Genomic DNA, 19,442 nt, shown 5'->3' with positions numbered 1-19,442 from the left:
CTCTCCCTCATTAGATGCACGAAGCCGCGGCTTCCGCCATTGCCACCGATGTGGCGACTTCAGCTGACTGGCGGCCGTAGTATTCTCATCCCCATCCCGCACGCCCACATCCGAGGATCCCGCATGAAGCAATTCCGCCTTCTTGCCCTGGTCGCCGCTGCGCTGCTCGCGGCCTGCTCCACCGGCCCGGTGCGGCGCGTCTCCGAGCCCGCGGCGAGCATCCAGCAGCTGACGGTCGACGCACAGGGCAACTGGTCGGTGGAACTGCGGGTACAGAACTACAGCAGCATCGCGATGCGCTTTGACACCGTCGCCCTGGAGCTCTCGGTCGGCGGCACCGCCGCGGGCACCCTGCACGCCACCCCGGGGCTGCAGATCTCGCGCGAATCCCCGGACGTGCTGGAGATCCGCCTGGCGCCGTCGGCGCAGGCCCGGCTGCTGCTGGCCGATGCGCTGGCCGCCGGGCGCGGCACCAGCTACCGGCTCGAAGGCACCATCACCGCGGCGCCAGCCGACCGCGGCGGCTCGCGCGACTACCGCATCACCCGCGAAGGCGTGCTCAGCCCGATGCCCGGCCTGCCCGGCGTGCTGCGCTGATCCCGCGCACGCACCCTCTTTTCCCCTTGCAAACGGATTGCCATGTCCAGCTATAAAGCCCCCCTGACCGACATCCGCTTCGCGCTCCACGACGTCCTCGGCGTGGAGGCCCTGTTCCAGCAACTGGGCATGGACGATGCCAGCCGCGACGTCATCGACGCGATCCTCGAGGAAGGCGCGCGCTTCAACGAGACCGTGCTCGCCCCGCTCAACAGCGTCGGCGACGAGATCGGCTGCAGCTTCGACAAGGCCACCGGCGCGGTCACCACCCCGCCCGGCTTCCGCCAGGCCTACGAGCAGTACGTGGAAGGCGGCTGGCCGGCGCTCAACGCGCCGGAGGAGTTCGGCGGCCAGGGCCTGCCGCACACCATCGGCATGCCGCTCAAGGAAATGATCGACGCCGCCAACCTGGCCTGGGGCAACTTCCCCCTGCTCTCGCACGGCGCGGTGGAGGCGCTGCTGCACCATGGCAACGACTGGCAGCGCGAGGTGTTCCTCAAGCCGCTGGTGGACGGCCGCTGGACAGGCACCATGTGCCTGACCGAGCCGCACTGCGGCACCGACCTGGGCCTGCTCAAGACCCGCGCCACGCCGAACGGCGATGACAGCTACGCCATCAACGGCACCAAGATCTTCATCACCGCCGGCGAGCACGACCTCACCGACAACATCGTGCACCTGGTGCTGGCGCGGCTGCCGGACGCGCCCGAGGGCAGCCGCGGCATCTCGCTGTTCGTGGTGCCCAAGCTGCAGGTCGCCGAAGACGGCAGCACCGGCGAGCCGAACGGCGTGCGCTGCGGCGCCATCGAACACAAGATGGGCATCCACGGCTCGGCCACCTGCGTGCTCAACCTCGACGACGCCCACGGCTGGCTGGTGGGCGAGCCGCACCGCGGCCTGATGGCCATGTTCACCATGATGAACTCGGCGCGCGTGGCGGTCGGCATCCAGGGCCTGGGCCTGGCCGACCGCGCCTACCAGAACGCGCTGGCCTACTCGCGCGAGCGCCTGCAGATGCGCGCGCTGTCCGGGCCCAAGTTCCCCGACAAGGCCGCCGACCCGATCATCGTCCACCCCGACGTGCGCCGGATGCTGCTCACCTGCAAGGCGCTGACCGAAGGCGGGCGCGTGCTCGCCTGCTTCGCCGGCACCCTGGTGGACGCGGTCAGCCACGCCCCGGATGCGGCCGGGCGCGAGCAGGCCGACGCCCTGCTCGGCTTCCTGACCCCGATCGTCAAGGGCTGCCTCACCGAGTGGGGCGTGGAGTGCACCTACAACGCCCTGCAGTGCTTCGGCGGCCACGGCTACATCGCCGAACACGGCATGGAGCAGCTGGCGCGCGATGCCCGCATCACCACCCTCTACGAGGGCACCACCGGCATCCAGGCGCTGGATCTGATGGGCCGCAAGACCATGCAGCTCAAGGCCGCCGGGCTGAAGGCGTTCCTGGCCATGATCCAGTCGCTGTGCGCCGAGCACGCCGATGACGACGCGATGGCCGAGTTCATCGGCCCGCTGCGCGAGAAGGCCGCCGAGTGGGAGCAGCTCACCCGCGACATCGCCGCACGCGCCTCGTCGGATCCGGAAGAGGTCGGCGCCGCCTCCTGGGACTACCTGTTCTACTCCGGCTACGTGACCCTGGCCTACTGGTGGGCGCGCAGCGTCGCCGCGGCCCGCGCCGGGTCGCAGACGGAGCAGTTCAAGCAGGCCAAGCTGGAAACCGCCCGCTTCTACTTCGCCCGCATCCTGCCGCGCACCCGGGCGCACAAGGCCGCGATCGAATCCGGCACCGCCCCGCTGATGGCCCTGGACGCCGAACACTTCGACTGACCCGCCCCACCCCCGCCCCCCGTAGGAGCGCGCCATCCGCGCTCCTACACGGGCAGGGCGTCGGGACGGCGGGCGTACACACGCAGTCACAAATCGGGTATATGCTGTTCTCCCGATGAAGGACGACAGAGCGAAGCTTCGCCTGCTCCCCTCCGGAGAGTTGCCGCCGGCTCCGGGCGGCGCGGTCATCGGCCGGCTCCCGCTCCACGAGCACACCCTTTCGCGTCAGGTCAGGCTGGACAGCGTGCGCCTGCTGTCCCTGGACGCCCACGGCCGGGTGCTGGACTGGATCAGCTGGCAGGACGCCGCCTGCCTCTACGCCCGCGACGCCGTGACCTGGACCCTGGGCGAGCCCTGCCTGGCCGTGCATGGCGGCATCAACCGGATCACCGGCGAGCAGAGCGTGCTGGATCTGCACCCGATCATCGCCTCCCGCGGCCACGCCCGGGCCAAGGCGCTCAATCCCACGCCCGCGCTCACCAACGCCGCGCTGTTCGCCCGCGACCAGCACCTGTGCCTGTACTGCGGCAACAACGTCCCGCGCCAGCAGCTCACCCGCGACCACGTCATGCCGCTGTCCCAGGGCGGGCGCGACCTGTGGGAGAACGTGGTCAGCGCCTGCTACAGCTGCAATTCGCGCAAGGGCGGCCGCACCCCGGCCCAGGCCGTGATGCCGCTGCTGGCCGTCCCCTACCGGCCCAGCTGGATCGAGCACCTGATCCTGTCCAACCGCAACATCCTCGCCGACCAGATGGCGTTCCTGAAGTCGCAGCTGCCGCGCAACGCCCGCCAAACCTCCTGAGTCACCGGCGTTCCGGCTAGACTTGGGTTTTCGGCCACGGGCGATCACTGCAGCATGGCATTGACTCTCGGCTTCACCAGCATGGATCAGGCGACGGAAACCGCGCTGCGCGCGGCGTTTGCCGCCGCGAACGCGCAGCTGCGCGAGCACTTCACGCTGGAGCCCAGCGACGCTGCGGACTACGTCGTCATCGACATGGACAGCATGTACGGCCCGATGGGCTGGCTGCGCCTGCACGCCGCCGGCAAGCAGGTGATCGGGCTGACCAGCGCCGAGCGCACCCAGGCCGACTTCCGCATCGGCCGGCCGTTCGACACGGAGGCGATGGTCGAGCTGCTGCGGCAGATCGCGGCCGGCGCGGGCGTCGACCTTGGCGCCGCTCCTCCGGCACCCGCGCCAACGCCTGTGAAGCAGGCCGTGGCGGAGGCCGATGCGCCGGCAGCGGAGCCTCCCGCCGCCGAAGCGCCTGCGCAGGCAGAGCCGGAGCCGGAAGCCGCCCCACCGCCCGCGGACGAACCGGCGGACGATGCCATCGCCGAAGCCGCTGCCGAACCCGAGCCCGAACCGGAGCCCGAACCTCCCCCGCCGCCCCGCGACCCCGTCTTCGCCGACTGGATGCAGCCCGGCGCGCTCAAGGGGAGGTTCCGCTTCCGCCGCGGCAGCGGCCCGGAGCTGTGGATCGACGCTGACACGCGCCAGTACCACGGCCCGCAGCAGCTCAAGCCGCTGGCAGGCTATTTCGACGGCACCGTCGAACAGTCCGACTTTGAAACGGTGGAGGCGGACGCCTGGGCCACCGGCATCGCCGCCGCGGGCGATGCGCAGCCGCTCTCGCGCCTGCAGTGGCTGGGCGGCCTGCTGGCCGGCAACGGTGAACTGGTGCCCGGCAACGACCCGGACGGCCGCTACCGCCTGACCAAGTGGCCGCAGACCGAACGCGAGTACCCGCGCCACTTCCGCATCGCCACCGCGATGATGAAGGGGCCGGCCACGCTGGCGGAAATCGCCGAGGCCAGCGGCAGCCCGCTGGCGGAAGTGGCCGATTTCACCAACGCCAACCTCGCCACCGGCTTCGCCGAATTCGTGCCCGAACCCGAGCCCGAACCCGAGGCCCCACCCAAACCCACCGGCTTTTTCGGCCGCCTGCGCGGCAGATCCTGAACAGCCCGCCAGGCCCCTGCCCGGGCCTCGCCTTGCCCCCCGCGACGGCGGGGGCGAAAATGCAGCGATGATCGACCCCAAACGCTATCCGCGCCTGTCGCGGATCGACTCCCCGGCCGACCTGCGCGGCTTCGAGGAAGCCGAACTGCCGCAGATCGCGAACGAGCTGCGCGATTACCTCATCGAATCGGTTGGCCGCAGCGGCGGCCACTTCGGCGCCGGCCTGGGGGTGATCGAACTGACCACCGCCCTGCACTGGCTCTACGACACCCCCGACGACCGCATCGTCTGGGACGTCGGCCACCAGTGCTACCCGCACAAGATCCTCACCGGGCGGCGCGACTCGATCCAGACCGTCAAGCAGAAGGACGGCGTCGCGCCCTTCCCCAAGCGCGAGGAAAGCGAATTCGACACCTTCGGCGTCGGCCACTCCAGCACCTCGATCTCGGCCGCACTGGGCATGGCCATCGCCAACGCCCGCGCCGGCAATGACCGCAAGGTGGTGGCGGTGATCGGTGACGGCGCGATGACCGCGGGCATGGCCTACGAAGCGCTCAACCACGCCGGCGGCATGGACACCGACCCGGACATCCTGGTGGTGCTCAACGACAACCGCATGTCGATTTCCGAGGCCGTGGGCGGCCTGACCCGCATGCTCGGGCGGATGAGCGGCAGCAGCACCCTCAACGCGCTGCGCGAGGGCGGCAAGAAGCTGCTGGGCGACAAGAACAGCCCGCCGGCGCGCTTCGTCAAGCGCTGGGAAGGCCAGTGGAAGGGCATGTTCGTACCCTCCACCCTGTTCGAGGAAATGGGCTTCCACTACACCGGCCCGATCGACGGCCACGACATGAAGGCGCTGGTGGGCGCGCTGCGCACGCTCAAGGGGCTCAAAGGCCCGCAGCTGCTGCACGTGATCACCACCAAGGGCAAGGGCTTCGAGCTGGCCGAAGGCGACCAGATCGGCTACCACGCGGTGTCGCCGTTCGACCCGGCCAAGGGCGTGGTGCCCAAGGGCGGGCCGAAGAAGCCGACCTACACCGACGTGTTCGGCGACTGGCTGTGCGACATGGCCGCCGCCGACGACACGCTGCTGGGCATCACCCCCGCGATGCGCGAGGGCTCGGGCCTGGTGCGCTTCAGCAAGGAGTACCCGGAGCGCTACTTCGACGTCGCCATCGCCGAGCAGCACGCGGTGACCCTGGCCGCCGGCATGGCCACCGAGGGCGCCAAGCCGGTGGTGGCGATCTACTCCACCTTCCTGCAGCGCGGCTACGACCAGCTGGTGCACGACGTCGCCATCCAGGACCTGGACGTGCTGTTCGCGATCGACCGCGGCGGCGTGGTCGGCCCGGATGGCGCCACCCACGCCGGCAACCTGGACCTGAGCTACCTGCGCTGCGTGCCCAACATGGTGGTGATGGCGCCGGCCGACGAGGACGAGTGCCGGAAGATGCTGTCCACCGGCTTCCGCCACCGGGGCCCGGCCGCGGTGCGCTACCCGCGCGGCAGCGGCCCGGGCGTGGCGGTCGAGGCCGGCCTGGACACCCTGCCGATCGGCAAGGCGCAGCTGCGCAGCCGCGGCGCGCGCATCGCCCTGCTTGCCTTCGGCGCCATTGTCCCGGCAGCGGAGAAGGCCGCCGCCGCGCTGGGCCTGACCGTGGTCAACATGCGTTTCATCAAGCCGATCGACCGCGCGCTGCTGCTGGAGCTGGCGCGCGATCACGAGGGCTTCGTGACCCTGGAAGACAACGTGGTCATGGGCGGCGCCGGCTCGGCGGTGACCGAGCTTCTGCACGCCGAGGGCATCACCCTGCCGGTGCTGCAGCTGGGCCTGCCGGACGCCTTCCAGCGCCACGCCAGCCGCGAAGACCTGCTTGCCGAAGCCGGGCTGGACGAGGCCGGGATCCGCGCCGCCATCCTGGCCCGCTGGCCGGATCTGGCCAGCACGCCTACCCGGGCCGCCGCCGGCGGCTGATGCCGGGGGGATCCGGAGTTCACATCCGGATCCGCCATCGGCTTATCATTGGAGGATCAGGGGTCACACGCCATCGGGGGAGCGCGTGCTGAAACCACATCCGCCCGCGACCCGGGCGCCTTCGCAAGAACCCGCGCGGCCAACGGATCCGGCCCGCGCGCGCATGCGCTTTCCGCGACGGGTCTACCGCTTCCGCATCCTGGGCATGGGCCTGGGCATGCTGCCGGTGCTTGCCGTCCTGCATGAAACATCGGCACCGCCGGCGGCATGGGCGGCGACCATCTTCATCGGCCTGCTCTGGCCGCACCTGGCGTTCCAGCTGGCCCGGCGCAGCGCGGCGCCCGAGCCTGCCGAGATCCGCAACCTGCTCGTCGACTCCGCCCTGGCCGGGCTGCTGGTTCCGCTGATGCAGTTCAACCTGCTGCCCAGCGTGCTGCTCCTCACCCTGGCCACGGTGGACAAGATCAGCACCGGCGTGCCGCGCCTGTGGCTGCGGTCGCTGCCCGGGATGCTGGCGGGGGTCGTGGTGGGCGGGGCATTCACCGGCTTTGCGTTCCAGCCGGACACCAGCATGCCGGTGATCCTGGCCAGCCTGCCGGCACTGCTCATCCACACCATTGCCGTGAGCATGGCCGGCAACGCGCTGATCGCAAAGGTCAGGCACAAGAACCGCCAGCTGGACGAGCTCACCCGCATCGATGCCCTGACCGGCCTGGGCACCCGCCGCCACTGGCAGCAGCAGGCCGAATACGCGCTTGCGGCCCATCGCGAACACGACACGCCGGCAACGCTGATGATGCTCGACATCGACAACTTCAAGCGCGCCAACGACCAGCACGGCCACGCCACCGGCGACGAGGCGCTGCGCACGGTGGCTGGCGCCATCCAGCGGCGCATCGGCGCGCACGGCCGCGCCGGCCGCTACGGCGGCGACGAGTTCGCGGTGGTGCTGGCCGGCATCGGCGGCAGCGAAGCGCGCTTCATCGCCGAACAGATCCGGGCCGACGTGGAATCCGCCCGCCTGGTCGGCGCGCCCAAGGCGCGCTGCACGGTCAGCATCGGCATCGCCGAGGCGGCGCACACCACCCTGGAGCGCTGGCTGGAAGACGCCGACGAGTCGCTGTACCAGGCAAAGCGCGCGGGCCGCAACACGGTTGCGGGCATGGCGGCGGAGTAAACAAAAAAACCCCGCGGCTGCAGGGCTTTTCGTGAGTCCGGAGACTCCGGAACCGGTTTGGTCGGGGTGGCCGGATTCGAACCGACGACCACTTGTCCCCCAGACAAGTGCGCTACCAGGCTGCGCTACACCCCGATCAGGTGGCCCGCGCGGACGCGGCCGGCAATTGTATCCCGATTCGGGCCTGGCTAGTAGGGGCGATCAGCGCCGCAGCAGCACCAGGATCTCTTCCAGCTCGCTGCGCACCTGGCGCACGATCTGGGTGCTCATCACCGACTCCTGGCGGGCGTCGTCGCCCTCCAGGCGCAGGCGCGCGCCGCCGATGGTGTAGCCCTGCTCGTACAGCAGCGCGCGGATCTGGCGCACCATCAGCACGTCGTGGCGCTGGTAGTAGCGGCGGTTGCCGCGGCGCTTGACCGGCTTCAGGCCGGGGAACTCGGTTTCCCAGTAGCGCAACACGTGCGGCTTCACGTCGCACAGCTCGCTGACCTCGCCGATGGTGAAGTAGCGCTTGGCCGGGATCGGCGGAAGCTCGCGGTTGCTGCCCGGATCAAGCATGGCCGGCCTCCGGCGTATGGGCTTCCACCCGCTCCTTGAGCTTCTGGCCCGGGCGGAACGTGACCACGGTGCGCGCGGAGATCGGGATCTCCTCGCCGGTCTTGGGATTGCGGCCCGGGCGCTCGTTCTTGCGCCGCAGGTCGAAGTTGCCGAAGCCCGACAGCTTCACCTGGCGCCCCTGCTGCAGCGCGTCGCGCAGCACTTCGAAGAACGCGTCGACGAACTCCTTCGCCTCGCGCTTGTTCAGGCCGACTTCCTCGTAAAGCCGTTCGGCCATCTGGGCCTTCGTAAGTGCCATGCTCCCCTTGTTCCTCAGCTGCGGATGCGTGCGTCGTGGCTCTGCTGCAGCGCAGCGGTGACCCGCTCCACCACCTCTTCCACGTCGCGATCTGTCAGAGTGCGCGATTTGTCCTGCAGAATCAAGCCCATAGCAAGGCTCTTGAAACCGCTTTCGACCCCCTTGCCCTGGTACACGTCAAACAGGCCCAGTCCGACCAGCAGCGGGCCGGCGCTGGCGCGGATGGACGCCTCCAGCGCGGCCCAGGAAACCTCCTCGGCCACGACGAACGCCAGGTCGCGGCGCACCGAGGGGAACCTGCCCGGCAGCCCCACCCGCGGCAGCGCGCGCAGGCGCAGCGGCTCCAGGTCGACTTCGAAGCCGGTCACCGCGTGGTCGAGATCCAGCGCGCGCAGCAGGCGCGGGTGCAGCTCGCCGATCCAGCCGATGCGCTCGCCGTCGCGGTAGACATCCGCCGAGCGACCGGGATGGCCGTGCGCGGCCTTCGAAGGCCGGTACTCCAGCTCGGCGCCGGCGCAGGCCGCAAGGCTCTCCAGGTCTCCCTTGAGATCGTGGAAACCGACTTCGCGCTCCGGCGCGCCCCACTGCTCGGCGTGCGCCTGGCCGGTGGCGACGGCGGCGACGCGGGCGGTTTCAAGCGGGGCTTTGCCCTCACCCGCGGCCATGAACGTGCGCCCGACCTCGAACAGCCGCACCCGCGGCTGCTGACGCGCGGCGTTGCGGCCGAGCGCGTCGACCAGGCCCGGCAGCAGCGCGGTGCGCATCACGCCCAGCTCGGCGCTGAGCGGGTTGGCCAGCGGCACGCCGCCGTCCTGCAGCTGCCAGTGCGCCAGCAGCCCGGCGTCGACGAAGGCGAAGTTCACCGCTTCCAGGTAGTCGCGCGCGACCATCTGGCGGCGCAGGTCGGCCTCCTCGACGCGGCCCTCGGACGGTGCCGCGATCCGGGTCGCCCCGCCCGGCAGCGTGGTCGGCACGCGGTCGTAGCCGTGGATACGGGCGACCTCTTCGATCAGGTCTTCCTCGATCGCCAGGTCGAAGCGGCGGCTGGGCGGCGTGGCCTGCCAGCCGTCGGCGGTGTCTTCCACCTGCATGCCCAGCGCGCGCAGGATGCGGCCGACCTCGGCATCCTCCACGGCCACGCCCAGCACCCGCGCCAGGCGCTCGCGGCGCAGGACGATCGGCCGGGGCTGCGGCAGGTGTTCGGCCAGCACGGCCTCGGTGACCGGGCCGGGGCTGCCGCCGGCCACCTGCATGACCAGGCGGGTGGCGGCCTCGATGGCGGCGCGCGGGAGCTCGGGATCCACGCCGCGCTCGAAGCGGTGGCCGGCATCGGTATGCAGCCCCAGCCGCCGGCCGCGGCCGATGATGGCGGCCGGCGCGAAGTGCGCGGCCTCCAGGAACACGTTGCGGGTGGCATCGGAGACCCGGGTGTCGTCGCCGCCCATGACTCCGCCCAGCGCAACCACGCGGCCGGCGTCGGTGATGGCCAGGAACTCCCCGTCCAGATCCACCTGGCGGCCGTCCAGCAGCACCAGCTGCTCGCCGGCGCGGGCGCGGCGCACGCCGACCGGGCCCTTCAGCAGGTCGCGGTCAAAGGCGTGCATCGGCTGGCCCAGCTCCAGCATCACGTACTGGGTCACATCGACCAGGAAGCTCACCGGGCGGATGCCCGCGCGGCGCAGGCGCTCGGCCATCCACACCGGGGTGGGCGCGCTGGCATCCACGCCCTCGATCACCCGGCCGAGGTAGCGCGGCGCGTCGGCGCCGGCGTCCAGTTCCACCGGCAGCGCGGCGTCGGTCTGCGCCGGCACCGGTTCCGGATCGAACCCGGCCACTTCTCCACCAAAGGCCGCGGCCACGTCCCAGGCCAGCCCGCGCATGCCCAGGCAGTCGGCGCGGTTCGGGGTCAGGCCCAGCTCGATCACGTTGTCCGGCAGGCCGAGGTACTGTGCCAGCGGCGTACCCACCGGCGCATCATCCGGCAGCTCCATCAGCCCGGACGCGTCGGCGTCCACGCCCAGCTCTTTGGCCGAGCACAGCATGCCGCTGGACTCCACCCCGCGCAGCTTCGCCGTCTTGATCTTGATGTCGCCCAGCTTCGCGCCGACCATCGCCAGCGGCGCCACCAGGCCCGCGCGCGCGTTGGGCGCGCCGCACACGATCTGCAGCGGCTCGCCCTGCCCCGCATCCACCCGGCACACCTGCAGGCGGTCGGCCTCGGGGTGCTTCTCGCAGGACACGATCTTCGCCACCACCACGCCGTCCAGGCCGCCGCCGAGGCGCTCGACCCCTTCGACCTCCAGGCCGATCATCGTCAGCCGCCGCTCCAGCTCCTCGCTGGTGGCGTCGATGGCGACGTGCTCGCGCAGCCAGTTTTCGGAGAACTTCATGCGAACTGCCCCAGGAAACGCACATCGTTGTCGAAGAACGCGCGCAGGTCGGTGACCCCGTAGCGCAGCATCGCCAGCCGCTCCACGCCCATGCCGAAGGCGAAGCCGGTGTATTTCTCCGGGTCGATGCCCACGTTGCGCAGCACGTTCGGGTGCACCATCCCGCAGCCCAGCACCTCCAGCCAGCGGGTCGAGCCGTCCGCCTGCTGCCAGGCGATGTCGACCTCGGCCGAGGGCTCGGTGAAGGGGAAGTAGCTGGGCCGGAAGCGCATGTCGAAATCACGCTCGAAGAACGCGCGCACGAACTCGGCCAGGGTGCCCTTGAGGTCGGCGAAGTTGGCCCGCTCGTCCACCAGCAGGCCCTCGCACTGGTGGAACATCGGCGAATGGGTCTGGTCGGAATCGGAGCGGTACACCTTGCCCAGCGCGATCATCCGCAGCGGCGGCCTGTGCTCGCCCATGTAGCGCACCTGCACCCCGGAGGTGTGGGTGCGCAGCAGGCGGCCGTCGCCAAAATAGAAGGTGTCATGCATCGCCCGCGCGGGATGGTGCGGCGGAAAGTTGAGCGCTTCGAAGTTGTGCCAGTCGTCCTCGATCTCCGGGCCGTCGGCGCGCTCGTAGCCGAGCCGGCCGAAGATGTCGGCGATGCGCTCGATGGTGCGGCTGACCGGATGCAGGCCGCCGCGGCCGGGGTCGCGCCCCGGCAGGGTGACGTCGATGGTTTCCGAGGACAGTCGCGCATCCAGCGCCGCGTCCTCCAGCACCTGGCGGCGTTCGGACAGCGCCTTGCCCAGCGCGTCGCGCACCCGGTTGATGCCGGCACCGGCTTCCTTGCGCTCGGCCGGCGGCAGCGCGCCCAGGCCCTTGAGCAGCGCGGTCACGCTGCCCTGCTTGCCCAGCAGCGACACCCGCAGCGCCTCCAGCGCCTCGGGCGTGGACGCGGCGGCGATGTCCGCCAGCGCCTGCCGGTTGATCTGTTCGATATCAGCCATCGGGCCTTTCCCCAACCGCAGAAAAACAATGGGGAAGGACTTGCGCCCTTCCCCATGCGTGTACGTCGATGTCCGTACCGTTCGCACCCGCGGGCGCGCCCGGTGCCGGGACACACCTTACGCTGCGAGCGCGCCCTTCGCCTTCTCGGCCAGCGCGGCAAAACCGGCCGCGTCGTGCACGGCGATGTCCGCCAGCACCTTGCGGTCAAGGGTGATGCCGGCCTTGGACAGGCCGTTCATGAAGCGGCTGTAGCTCAGGCCGTTGATGCGGGCCGCGGCGTTGATGCGGGTGATCCACAGCGAGCGGAAATTGCGCTTCTTCTGCTTGCGGTGGATGTAGGCGTACTGCTGGGCCTTGATGACGGCCTGGTTGGCAACGCGGAACACCTTGCGGCGGGCGTTGTAGTAGCCCTTGGCCTGGCTCAGGACCTTCTTGTGACGGCGGCGCGCCTGCACGCCACGCTTGACTCGTGCCATGGTTCAGCCCTCCTCAGAGATACGGCAGCATGCGGTCGAGACGACCGGAGTCGCACGCCGGGATGTGGTTCGTCTGGCGGAGGTTGCGCTTCCGCTTGGTCGACATCTTGGTGAGGATGTGGCTGCGGTTGGCGTGGCCAGCCTTGTACTTGCCGGAAGCGGTCTTCCGGAAGCGCTTGGCCGCGCCCCGATGGGTCTTGATCTTGGGCATTTCGGTGTCCTTTGGTCTCTTCCGGCCAGGGCGGCGGCGGTGCCGCGCTTGATGCCCTGGCCTGCATAAGCCCCTGATTCCACAAGCGGAACCAGAGGCGGCTCACAGGATCGTGAATTCCCCGGCGAACCGGAGCCGGCCATTATGCCGCGAACCCGCCCCCCTTCGCAAGCAACCCCGTAGGAGCGCGGCTTTATTTCTTCTTGGGGGCGATCATCATGACCATCTGGCGGCCTTCAAGGCGCGGCCGGGACTCGATCACAATGTCGTCGCCCAGGTCGGCCTCGATCCGCTCCAGCATGGCCCGGCCGAGCTCCTGGTGGCTCATTTCGCGGCCACGGAACCGGATGTTGACCTTGATCTTGTCCCCGACTTCCAGGAACTCGCGCATCTTGCGCATCTTGATCGCGTAGTCGCCCGAGTCGGTGACCGGGCGGAACTTCACTTCCTTGATCTCGACCTGCTTCTGCTTCTTCTTGGCCGCGTTGGCCTTCTTCTGCGCGTCGAACTTGAATTTGCCGTAGTCCATGATCCGGCAGACCGGAGGATCGGCGTTCGGCTGGATCTCGACCAGGTCGAGCCCTTCTTCCTGGGCCTTTTCAAGGGCCTCGTCCCGCGAAAGGACGCCGATCATTTCGCCATCCGAACCGATCACGCGCACGCGCGGTACGCGGATGTCCAGGTTCCTGCGGTTCTGCTTGTCCGGGGTACTGATATTGCAATCTCCAAAATCGATGAAACCGGCCGCTCGTCAGCGTCCGGGACTGCCGGCGCGCGTCCGCGCCGGGTACAACACGTTCATGCTAGCGCAAGCTCGTCGCGAAGACGTGAGACGAAGCCGGAAACCGGCATGCTCCCCAGATCCTCCCCCGAGCGGGTGCGCACGGCCACTGCGCCATTCTCCTTCTCGCGATCCCCCACCACGATCAGGTACGGCACCCGCTGCAGCGTGTGCTCGCGGATCTTATAGCCGATTTTCTCGTTGCGCAAATCCGATTCCACCCGGAATCCTTGATCCGCAAGGCTTTTGCGCACCTCTTCCACGTAGTCGGCCTGGGCGTCGGTGATGTTCATGACCACCGCCTGCACCGGCGCCAGCCAGGCCGGGAACGCGCCGGCGTGGTGCTCGATCAGGATGCCGATGAAGCGCTCCATCGAACCCACGATGGCGCGGTGCAGCATCACCGGCGTGCGCTTCTGGCTGTGCTCGTCCACGTACTCGGCGCCCAGCCGGCCCGGCATCATGAAGTCCACCTGCACCGTGCCCAGCTGCCAGGTGCGGCCGATCGCGTCGCGCAGGTGGTATTCCACCTTGGGCCCGTAGAAGGCGCCCTCGCCCGGCAGCTCTTCCCACTCCACCCCGGCCGCCGACAGCGCCGAGCGCAGCGCGGCCTCGGCCTTGTCCCAGACCGCGTCGTCGCCCATCCGCGGCTCCGGGCGCAAGGCCAGCTTCACCAGCACGTCGTCGAAGCCGAAATCGGCGTAGACCTTCATCGCCTGGGCGTGGAAGTCGGTGACCTCCTGCTCGATCTGGGCCTCGGTGCAGAACACGTGGCCGTCGTCCTGGGTGAAGCCGCGCACGCGCAGGATGCCGTGCAGCGCGCCGGAAGGCTCGTCGCGGTGGCAGCTGCCGAACTCGCCGTAGCGGATCGGCAGGTCGCGGTAGCTGTGCAGGCCCTGGTTGAAGATCTGCACGTGGCCCGGGCAGTTCATGGGCTTCACCGCATACGTCCGCTTCTCGGACTCGGTGAAGAACATGTTCTCCTTGTAGTTGTCCCAGTGGCCGGACTTCTTCCACAGCTCCACGTCCAGGATCTGCGGGCAGCGCACCTCGCCGTAGCCGCTGTCGCGGTAGACCCGGCGCATGTACTGCTCCACCGCCTGCCATACCGCCCAGCCCTTCGGGTGCCAGAACACCAGGCCCGGGGCCTCCTCCTGCAGGTGGAACAGCTCCTGCTGCCTGCCGATGCGGCGGTGGTCGCGCTTCTCGGCCTCCTCGATGCGCTGCACGTACGCCTTGAGCTGCTTCTTGTCGGCCCAGGCGGTGCCGTAGATGCGCTGCAGCTGCTCGTTCTGCGAGTCGCCGCGCCAGTAGGCGCCGGAGATACGCAGCAGCTTGAAGGACTTGAGGAACCGGGTGTTGGGCACGTGCGGGCCGCGGCACATGTCCACGTATTCCTGGTGGTGGTACAGGCCCATGGCGGTGACCTCCGGGCCCATGTCCTCGACCAGCCGCAGCTTGTAGTCCTCGCCGCGCGACCTGAAGGTCTCGATGACCTCATCGCGCGGGGTCATGCGCTTGATCACGTCGTACTCGGTGTCGATCAGCTCGCCCATGCGCTTCTCGATCGCCGCCATGTCCTCCGGCGTGAACGGGCGCTCGTGCCAGATGTCGTAGTAGAAGCCGTCTTCGATCACCGGCCCGATCACCATCTTCGCGTCCGGGTAGAGCTGCTTCACCGCGTGGCCGACCAGGTGCGCGCAGGAGTGGCGGATGATCTCCACCCCCTCCGGGTCCTTCGGGGTGAGGATCTGTAGTTCGGCGTCCTGCTCGATCAGGTCGGAAGCATCGACCTGGCGGCCGTCGACCTTGCCGGCCACCGTGGCCTTGGCCAGGCCCGGCCCGATCGACTCGGCCACCTGCATGACGGTGACGGGGCCGTCGAACTCGCGCTTGCTGCCGTCAGGGAGGGTAATCGTGATCATGGAATTCTTCGATCTGCTGTAGGAGCGCGCCATGCGCGCGAAGCCGCGTGAACCATGGTACGGAATCCAGAAACAGCAACGGCGCGACCGTGGCCGCGCCGTTTCGGGTTCCACGCCGTCGCGCGTGGTGGGCGGTACTGGGATCGAACCAGTGACCCCTACCATGTCAAGGTAGTGCTCTACCGCTGAGCTAACCGCCCATCAAGCCCGCAATTCTATCCCGGCCGGCGGCCGGGGACAACAGCCCTGATGCGGCCGATCGGGGCCGGAGCCGCCCGCTCCGGCCTATTTCAGGGTGGATTCCTTGAGCCGGCGGATCCGGTCGCGGACCTGGGCGGCTTCCTCGAACTCCAGGTCGCGGGCGTGCTGGTACATCTGCTGTTCCAGCTCCGCCAGCTTGCCAGCCAGCCTGGCCGGCGGAAGCGCGGAGTAGTCCTCGGCCTCCTCGGCCACCTGTTTCGCCCGGCCCCGGCCGCGCTTCTCCAGCGCCGGCTCCGCCCGGGCGCCTTCCATGATGTCCATCACCGCGCGGGCCACCGACTTTGGCGTGATCCCGTGCTCGGCGTTGTACTCGATCTGCTTCTGCCGGCGCCTGTCGGTCTCGTCCAGCGCGGCCTGCATGGAGCGGGTCACCTTGTCCGCATACAGGATCGCCTTGCCGCGCAGGTTGCGGGCGGCGCGACCGATGGTCTGGATCAGCGAGCCGGTCGAACGCAGGAAGCCCTCCTTGTCCGCGTCCAGGATGGCCACCAGCGACACCTCCGGCATGTCCAGGCCCTCGCGCAGCAGGTTGATGCCCACCAGCACGTCGAACTGCCCGAGCCGCAGGTCGCGGATGATCTCCACCCGCTCCACCGTGTCGATGTCCGAGTGCAGGTAACGCACCCGCACCCCGTGCTCGGCCAGGTACTCGGTGAGGTTCTCGGCCATGCGCTTGGTCAGGGTGGTGATCAGCACCCGGTCGCCCAGCGCCACGCGTTCGTTGATCTCCGAAAGCACGTCGTCCACCTGGGTCGCCACCGGGCGGATCTCCACCTCCGGATCGATCAGCCCGGTCGGCCGCACCACCAGCTCGGTGATCTCGTTCTCGGCATGCTCCAGCTCGTAGCGGCCCGGCGTTGCCGAGACGAAGATCGTGCGCGGCGAGCGCTCCTCCCACTCCTCGAACCGCAGCGGCCGGTTGTCCAGCGCCGACGGCAGCCGGAACCCGAACTCCACCAGCGTCTCCTTGCGCGAACGGTCGCCCTTGTACATCGCGCCGATCTGCGGAACCGTCACGTGAGACTCGTCCACCACGAGCAGCGCGTCCGGCGGCAGGTAGTCGAACAACGTCGGCGGCGGCTCGCCCGGCAGGCTGCGGGTCATGTGCCGCGAGTAGTTCTCGATGCCGTTGCAGTAGCCCACCTCGGCCAGCATCTCCAGGTCGAACTGGGTGCGCTGCGCCAGCCGCTGCGCCTCCACCAGCTTGTTCTGCGCGTACAGGAACTCCAGGTGCTCCTTCAGCTCCACCTTGATCGTCTCGATCGCGTTCAGCACGCTGTCGCGGGTGCTGGCGTAATGGGTCTTGGGGTACACGGTGTAGCGCGGCACCTTGCGCTGTACCGCGCCGGTGAGCGGGTCGAACAGGCTCAGCGCCTCGATCTCGCCGTCGAACAGCTCGATCCGCAGTGCCTCAACCTCAGACTCGGCCGGATGCACGTCGATCACCTCGCCGCGCACCCGGTAGGTGCCGCGGCGCAGCTCGGTATCGTTGCGGGTGTACTGCAGCTCGGTCAGCTGCCGGATCAACGCCCGCTGCTCGATCCGCTCGCCCACCGACAGGATCAGCCGCAGCTTGAGGTAATCCTCTGGATCGCCCAGCCCGTAGATCGCCGACACCGTCGCAACGATCAACGCATCCCGCCGCGACAGCAGCGCCTTGGTCGCCGCCAGCCGCATCTGCTCGATGTGGTCGTTGATCGAGCTGTCCTTCTCGATGTACGTATCCGACGCCGCCACGTACGCCTCGGGCTGGTAATAGTCGTAGTAGCTGACGAAATACTCGACCGCGTTATTCGGGAAGAACGCCTTGAACTCGCCGTACAGCTGCGCCGCCAGGGTCTTGTTCGGCGCCATCACCAGGGTCGGCTTCTGGATCCGCTCGACCACGTTGGCGATCGTGTAGGTCTTGCCCGACCCAGTCACCCCCAGCAGCGTCTGCTTCGCCAGCCCCGCCTCGAAGCCCCCGGTCAGCTTCTCGATCGCCTGCGGCTGGTCGCCGGCCGGCGCGAAGGGCGAGACCAGCTTGAACGGGCGGGATTCGGAAGCGTCACTCATCGGCGGAAAGCGGGCTCGGCGGAGGAATCAACCAGTGTAGACCCTCCCCGCGGGGCGGAGATTGACCCCACCCAACCACCGGAATCGACACCCCCCGTAGGTCGGGCCTACGCGCCCGACGCCCCGCGCCGCCACCGATCGATCACAAGTTCTGACCTTCGCCACCGGCCTTCCCCTACCCCGCGCACGCGTCTCCACCGATCCACCCGCCCGGACGCCTCCACGACACTGATCCCTCCGCACCCGGAGGCCACCCCATGACCCGCAAGGACGCCGGTCTGACCCTGATCGAACTGCTCGCCACCCTCGCCATGTCATCCGCGTCACCGACCCACCCAGCCACCGCAGCCTCGCCATCGACTCCACCCGCCGCTTCCTGCGCTACCAGCGCGACGGCCGCAGCGCGCACAACAACCAGACCGTGCGCGTGTGCAGCGGGGAGCGGCTGATGGGGACAGTGGTGGTCAACAACCTGGGGCGGGTACGCAGTGCGCGGCCGGCCATGCCCACGACCTGTCCGCAAGGGTGAACCGTCCGGGCTCGACCTGGAAGAGGAGGAATCACCGGATGGGGCCGCCCGGGACCCGCAGACAGCTTGACCGCGGCCCACAACTCCTTAAAATGGCCGTCCCCGCCCGAATAGCTCAGCTGGTTAGAGCACTTGACTGTTAATCAGGGGGTCGCTGGTTCGAGTCCAGCTTCGGGCGCCAGGATTCACCAAGGTCTGCGACGCAAGTCGCGGACCTTTTTTTATGGTCTCGGGACAGCCCCCCTGATCTGTGCGCTCACCCCATAGCAGTCTTGACGCTGGCTTGGACCAGGCGCGGTCCCACGGAACCCCTACCCGGTAACCAGTCTTTCCCCTACCTCATTTCTGCACTGCCGCTGATGAGCGCAGCAGTATTGCCCAAGATAGCCTTGTCGCACGCAACAGCCATGGAGGGCGTCGTGCGGGTCAAGCCTGTCAGCCGGAAACCGGAGACCAACCAGAGGAGCGCGGGTTACAGCCTCGTGGAACTGCTGGTCACAACGACGATCCTCACCCTTCTCCTGGCTGTTGCCAGCCCCATGATGTCCTCGCTTCTGCGCAACTCGCAGCTACAGTCCACGATCCACACTGTCGCCAGCGGCTTGGCCGTCACTCGCATGGCCGCCATCCACCGGGGGCATCCCGTCACCATGTGCCCGAGCGCAGATGGCAGTCTGTGCAGCGGAAGCAACGATTGGAGCTCGGGCTGGATCGTTTATCTCGACCGCCAACGGACCACGCAACCCGCTTCCATGGCCGATATCCTGGAGGTATCAACGGGCGTCCCCGATCGGTTCTCGCTCACCAGCAATACGGGGCGGACACGCATCAGGTACCAGCCCACCGGCTGGTCGGCCGGCAGCAACCTGACCTTGACGCTATGCGCGCGGGAGGGCACCCCAGGCGCAAGGGTAATCGTCAACAATGCCGGGCGCGCCCGTGTTGAACGGGGCGCCCATGAGCTGTGGTGCCAAAACTGATTGCGGACAAGCTCCGCTTACCAGCATTGCTCGGCGCTGGTGGCGGTGCCGTCCTCTCCCTTGGTGCCCGCCTGGTTGAGCGTGAGCGTGCCACACAGCGTGTCGCGGGCAGCCTGTGCGCCCAGCGGCACACCCTCCACCTGGAACGTCGATGCCGTCAGGGCGGGATCAGCCGCCAACCGGATCGTATAGAAGTTTTCCAACTCCGCCATGCATCCGGTGGACGGAAGCGCCGCCCCCTCGTACGTGAGGTTGGTCGTGTAGTAGCGCTCCATGAAATGCGCCGCCTCCATGACACAGGCGGTGGCCGCCGCGCGCCTCGTCTTGACCACATGGTTGGTGTAGCTCGGGTAGGCGATCGCCGCGAGGATGGCGATGATCGCCACCACCACCATCAGCTCGATCAGCGTGAACCCGCGGGTCCGTTGCAACATCGGATACAT

At 68.8% G+C, this 19,442-nt stretch carries 17 protein-coding genes and 3 tRNA genes; 8 read left to right on the top strand and 12 right to left on the bottom strand.

Going from position 1 to position 19,442, the window contains the following annotated elements:
* The first annotated feature begins 123 nt into the window (after positions 1–123).
* The 6 genes from ACOZ90_RS12775 to ACOZ90_RS12750 all read left to right on the top strand — a co-directional run bounded on the left by ACOZ90_RS12775 (position 124) and on the right by ACOZ90_RS12750 (position 7,542).
* Entirely contained in the window at positions 124–597 is a 474-nt protein-coding gene (locus ACOZ90_RS12775; RefSeq protein ID WP_422894029.1) for an LEA/WHy family protein, read from the top strand.
* A 42-nt stretch (positions 598–639) separates the two neighbouring features.
* On the top strand, positions 640–2,427 hold the full coding sequence (locus ACOZ90_RS12770) for an acyl-CoA dehydrogenase C-terminal domain-containing protein (RefSeq protein ID WP_422894028.1): 1,788 nt from the start codon (positions 640–642) through the stop codon (positions 2,425–2,427).
* Positions 2,428–2,542: 115 nt separating this feature from the next.
* Positions 2,543–3,229: an HNH endonuclease gene (locus ACOZ90_RS12765; RefSeq protein WP_422894027.1), complete on the top strand. Its 687-nt coding sequence runs from the start codon at positions 2,543–2,545 to the stop codon at positions 3,227–3,229.
* Positions 3,230–3,283: 54 nt separating this feature from the next.
* Positions 3,284–4,390, top strand: coding sequence for a hypothetical protein (locus ACOZ90_RS12760; RefSeq protein ID WP_422894026.1), 1,107 nt, complete (start codon positions 3,284–3,286; stop codon positions 4,388–4,390).
* 67 nt (positions 4,391–4,457) lie between these two features.
* Entirely contained in the window at positions 4,458–6,365 is a 1,908-nt protein-coding gene (dxs, locus tag ACOZ90_RS12755) for a 1-deoxy-D-xylulose-5-phosphate synthase (RefSeq protein WP_422894025.1), read from the top strand.
* Between the two features lie 163 nt (positions 6,366–6,528).
* Entirely contained in the window at positions 6,529–7,542 is a 1,014-nt protein-coding gene (locus ACOZ90_RS12750) for a sensor domain-containing diguanylate cyclase (RefSeq protein WP_422894024.1), read from the top strand.
* Between the two features lie 58 nt (positions 7,543–7,600).
* On the opposite strand, the gene ACOZ90_RS12745 is transcribed toward ACOZ90_RS12750, so the two are convergent.
* The 11 genes from ACOZ90_RS12745 to uvrB form a co-directional block, all read right to left on the bottom strand.
* A tRNA-Pro gene (locus tag ACOZ90_RS12745) sits at positions 7,601–7,677 on the bottom strand.
* A gap of 66 nt (positions 7,678–7,743) precedes the next feature.
* Positions 7,744–8,100, bottom strand: a complete 357-nt coding sequence (locus tag ACOZ90_RS12740) for a MerR family transcriptional regulator (RefSeq protein ID WP_422894023.1) — start codon at positions 8,098–8,100, stop codon at positions 7,744–7,746.
* Positions 8,093–8,398 carry an integration host factor subunit alpha gene (locus tag ACOZ90_RS12735; RefSeq protein ID WP_422894022.1) on the bottom strand — a complete coding sequence of 102 codons (306 nt, stop codon included), beginning with the start codon at positions 8,396–8,398 and terminating at the stop codon, positions 8,093–8,095. The genes ACOZ90_RS12740 and ACOZ90_RS12735 overlap by 8 nt, the downstream gene beginning before the upstream one ends.
* Before the next feature lie 14 nt (positions 8,399–8,412).
* Positions 8,413–10,788 (bottom strand): phenylalanine--tRNA ligase subunit beta, encoded by a 2,376-nt coding sequence (gene pheT / locus ACOZ90_RS12730; protein WP_422894021.1) that lies wholly within the window; start codon positions 10,786–10,788, stop codon positions 8,413–8,415.
* On the bottom strand, positions 10,785–11,780 hold the full coding sequence (pheS, locus tag ACOZ90_RS12725; RefSeq protein ID WP_422894020.1) for a phenylalanine--tRNA ligase subunit alpha: 996 nt from the start codon (positions 11,778–11,780) through the stop codon (positions 10,785–10,787). Before pheS ends, pheT begins: the two co-directional genes overlap by 4 nt.
* A 117-nt stretch (positions 11,781–11,897) precedes the next feature.
* Entirely contained in the window at positions 11,898–12,257 is a 360-nt protein-coding gene (gene rplT, locus ACOZ90_RS12720) for a 50S ribosomal protein L20 (protein ID WP_422894019.1), read from the bottom strand.
* 13 nt (positions 12,258–12,270) lie between these two features.
* Positions 12,271–12,468, bottom strand: a complete 198-nt coding sequence (gene rpmI, locus ACOZ90_RS12715) for a 50S ribosomal protein L35 (RefSeq protein ID WP_422894018.1) — start codon at positions 12,466–12,468, stop codon at positions 12,271–12,273.
* A 193-nt stretch (positions 12,469–12,661) separates the two neighbouring features.
* Entirely contained in the window at positions 12,662–13,183 is a 522-nt protein-coding gene (infC, locus tag ACOZ90_RS12710; protein ID WP_422894118.1) for a translation initiation factor IF-3, read from the bottom strand.
* 83 nt (positions 13,184–13,266) lie between these two features.
* Positions 13,267–15,174, bottom strand: coding sequence for a threonine--tRNA ligase (gene thrS / locus ACOZ90_RS12705; protein ID WP_422894017.1), 1,908 nt, complete (start codon positions 15,172–15,174; stop codon positions 13,267–13,269).
* 125 nt (positions 15,175–15,299) lie between these two features.
* Positions 15,300–15,374 (bottom strand) — tRNA-Val (locus ACOZ90_RS12700).
* A gap of 85 nt (positions 15,375–15,459) precedes the next feature.
* The gene (gene uvrB / locus ACOZ90_RS12695) at positions 15,460–17,490 is read right to left on the bottom strand and encodes an excinuclease ABC subunit UvrB (protein WP_422894016.1); all 2,031 of its coding nucleotides are present in this window, start codon (positions 17,488–17,490) and stop codon (positions 15,460–15,462) included.
* 633 nt (positions 17,491–18,123) lie between these two features.
* On the opposite strand from uvrB, the gene ACOZ90_RS12690 reads away from it, so the two are divergent.
* Positions 18,124–18,200, top strand: a tRNA-Asn gene (locus ACOZ90_RS12690).
* Positions 18,201–18,378: 178 nt separating this feature from the next.
* Positions 18,379–18,999, top strand: coding sequence for a GspH/FimT family pseudopilin (locus tag ACOZ90_RS12685; protein ID WP_422894015.1), 621 nt, complete (start codon positions 18,379–18,381; stop codon positions 18,997–18,999).
* A 17-nt stretch (positions 19,000–19,016) separates the two neighbouring features.
* Here the strand turns inward: ACOZ90_RS12685 and ACOZ90_RS12680 are convergent, their stop codons facing one another.
* Positions 19,017–19,442, bottom strand: a complete 426-nt coding sequence (locus ACOZ90_RS12680; RefSeq protein WP_422894014.1) for a type IV pilin protein — start codon at positions 19,440–19,442, stop codon at positions 19,017–19,019.

The sequence above is a fragment of the Luteimonas dalianensis genome, assembly GCF_049339425.1.
Taxonomy (GTDB): Bacteria; Pseudomonadota; Gammaproteobacteria; order Xanthomonadales; family Xanthomonadaceae; genus Luteimonas; species Luteimonas dalianensis.
Note: the sequence above shows the minus strand (reverse complement) of the source record. Positions and strands in the feature narration are given on the sequence as shown.

What these genes read in the sequence shown, in the direction of transcription:
- ACOZ90_RS12740 (WP_422894023.1), bottom strand. Translation starts at nt 8,100, where the DNA reads ATGCTTGATCCGGGCAGCAACCGCGAGCTTCCGCCGATCCCGGCCAAG.
- thrS (WP_422894017.1), bottom strand. Translation starts at nt 15,174, where the DNA reads ATGATCACGATTACCCTCCCTGACGGCAGCAAGCGCGAGTTCGACGGC.
- ACOZ90_RS12685 (WP_422894015.1), top strand. Translation starts at nt 18,379, where the DNA reads ATGAGCGCAGCAGTATTGCCCAAGATAGCCTTGTCGCACGCAACAGCC.
- ACOZ90_RS12760 (WP_422894026.1), top strand. Translation starts at nt 3,284, where the DNA reads ATGGCATTGACTCTCGGCTTCACCAGCATGGATCAGGCGACGGAAACC.
- dxs (WP_422894025.1), top strand. Translation starts at nt 4,458, where the DNA reads ATGATCGACCCCAAACGCTATCCGCGCCTGTCGCGGATCGACTCCCCG.
- rpmI (WP_422894018.1), bottom strand. Translation starts at nt 12,468, where the DNA reads ATGCCCAAGATCAAGACCCATCGGGGCGCGGCCAAGCGCTTCCGGAAG.
- ACOZ90_RS12750 (WP_422894024.1), top strand. Translation starts at nt 6,529, where the DNA reads ATGCGCTTTCCGCGACGGGTCTACCGCTTCCGCATCCTGGGCATGGGC.
- ACOZ90_RS12765 (WP_422894027.1), top strand. Translation starts at nt 2,543, where the DNA reads ATGAAGGACGACAGAGCGAAGCTTCGCCTGCTCCCCTCCGGAGAGTTG.
- pheT (WP_422894021.1), bottom strand. Translation starts at nt 10,788, where the DNA reads ATGAAGTTCTCCGAAAACTGGCTGCGCGAGCACGTCGCCATCGACGCC.
- uvrB (WP_422894016.1), bottom strand. Translation starts at nt 17,490, where the DNA reads ATGAGTGACGCTTCCGAATCCCGCCCGTTCAAGCTGGTCTCGCCCTTC.
- ACOZ90_RS12775 (WP_422894029.1), top strand. Translation starts at nt 124, where the DNA reads ATGAAGCAATTCCGCCTTCTTGCCCTGGTCGCCGCTGCGCTGCTCGCG.
- pheS (WP_422894020.1), bottom strand. Translation starts at nt 11,780, where the DNA reads ATGGCTGATATCGAACAGATCAACCGGCAGGCGCTGGCGGACATCGCC.
- ACOZ90_RS12770 (WP_422894028.1), top strand. Translation starts at nt 640, where the DNA reads ATGTCCAGCTATAAAGCCCCCCTGACCGACATCCGCTTCGCGCTCCAC.
- ACOZ90_RS12680 (WP_422894014.1), bottom strand. Translation starts at nt 19,442, where the DNA reads ATGTATCCGATGTTGCAACGGACCCGCGGGTTCACGCTGATCGAGCTG.
- ACOZ90_RS12735 (WP_422894022.1), bottom strand. Translation starts at nt 8,398, where the DNA reads ATGGCACTTACGAAGGCCCAGATGGCCGAACGGCTTTACGAGGAAGTC.
- rplT (WP_422894019.1), bottom strand. Translation starts at nt 12,257, where the DNA reads ATGGCACGAGTCAAGCGTGGCGTGCAGGCGCGCCGCCGTCACAAGAAG.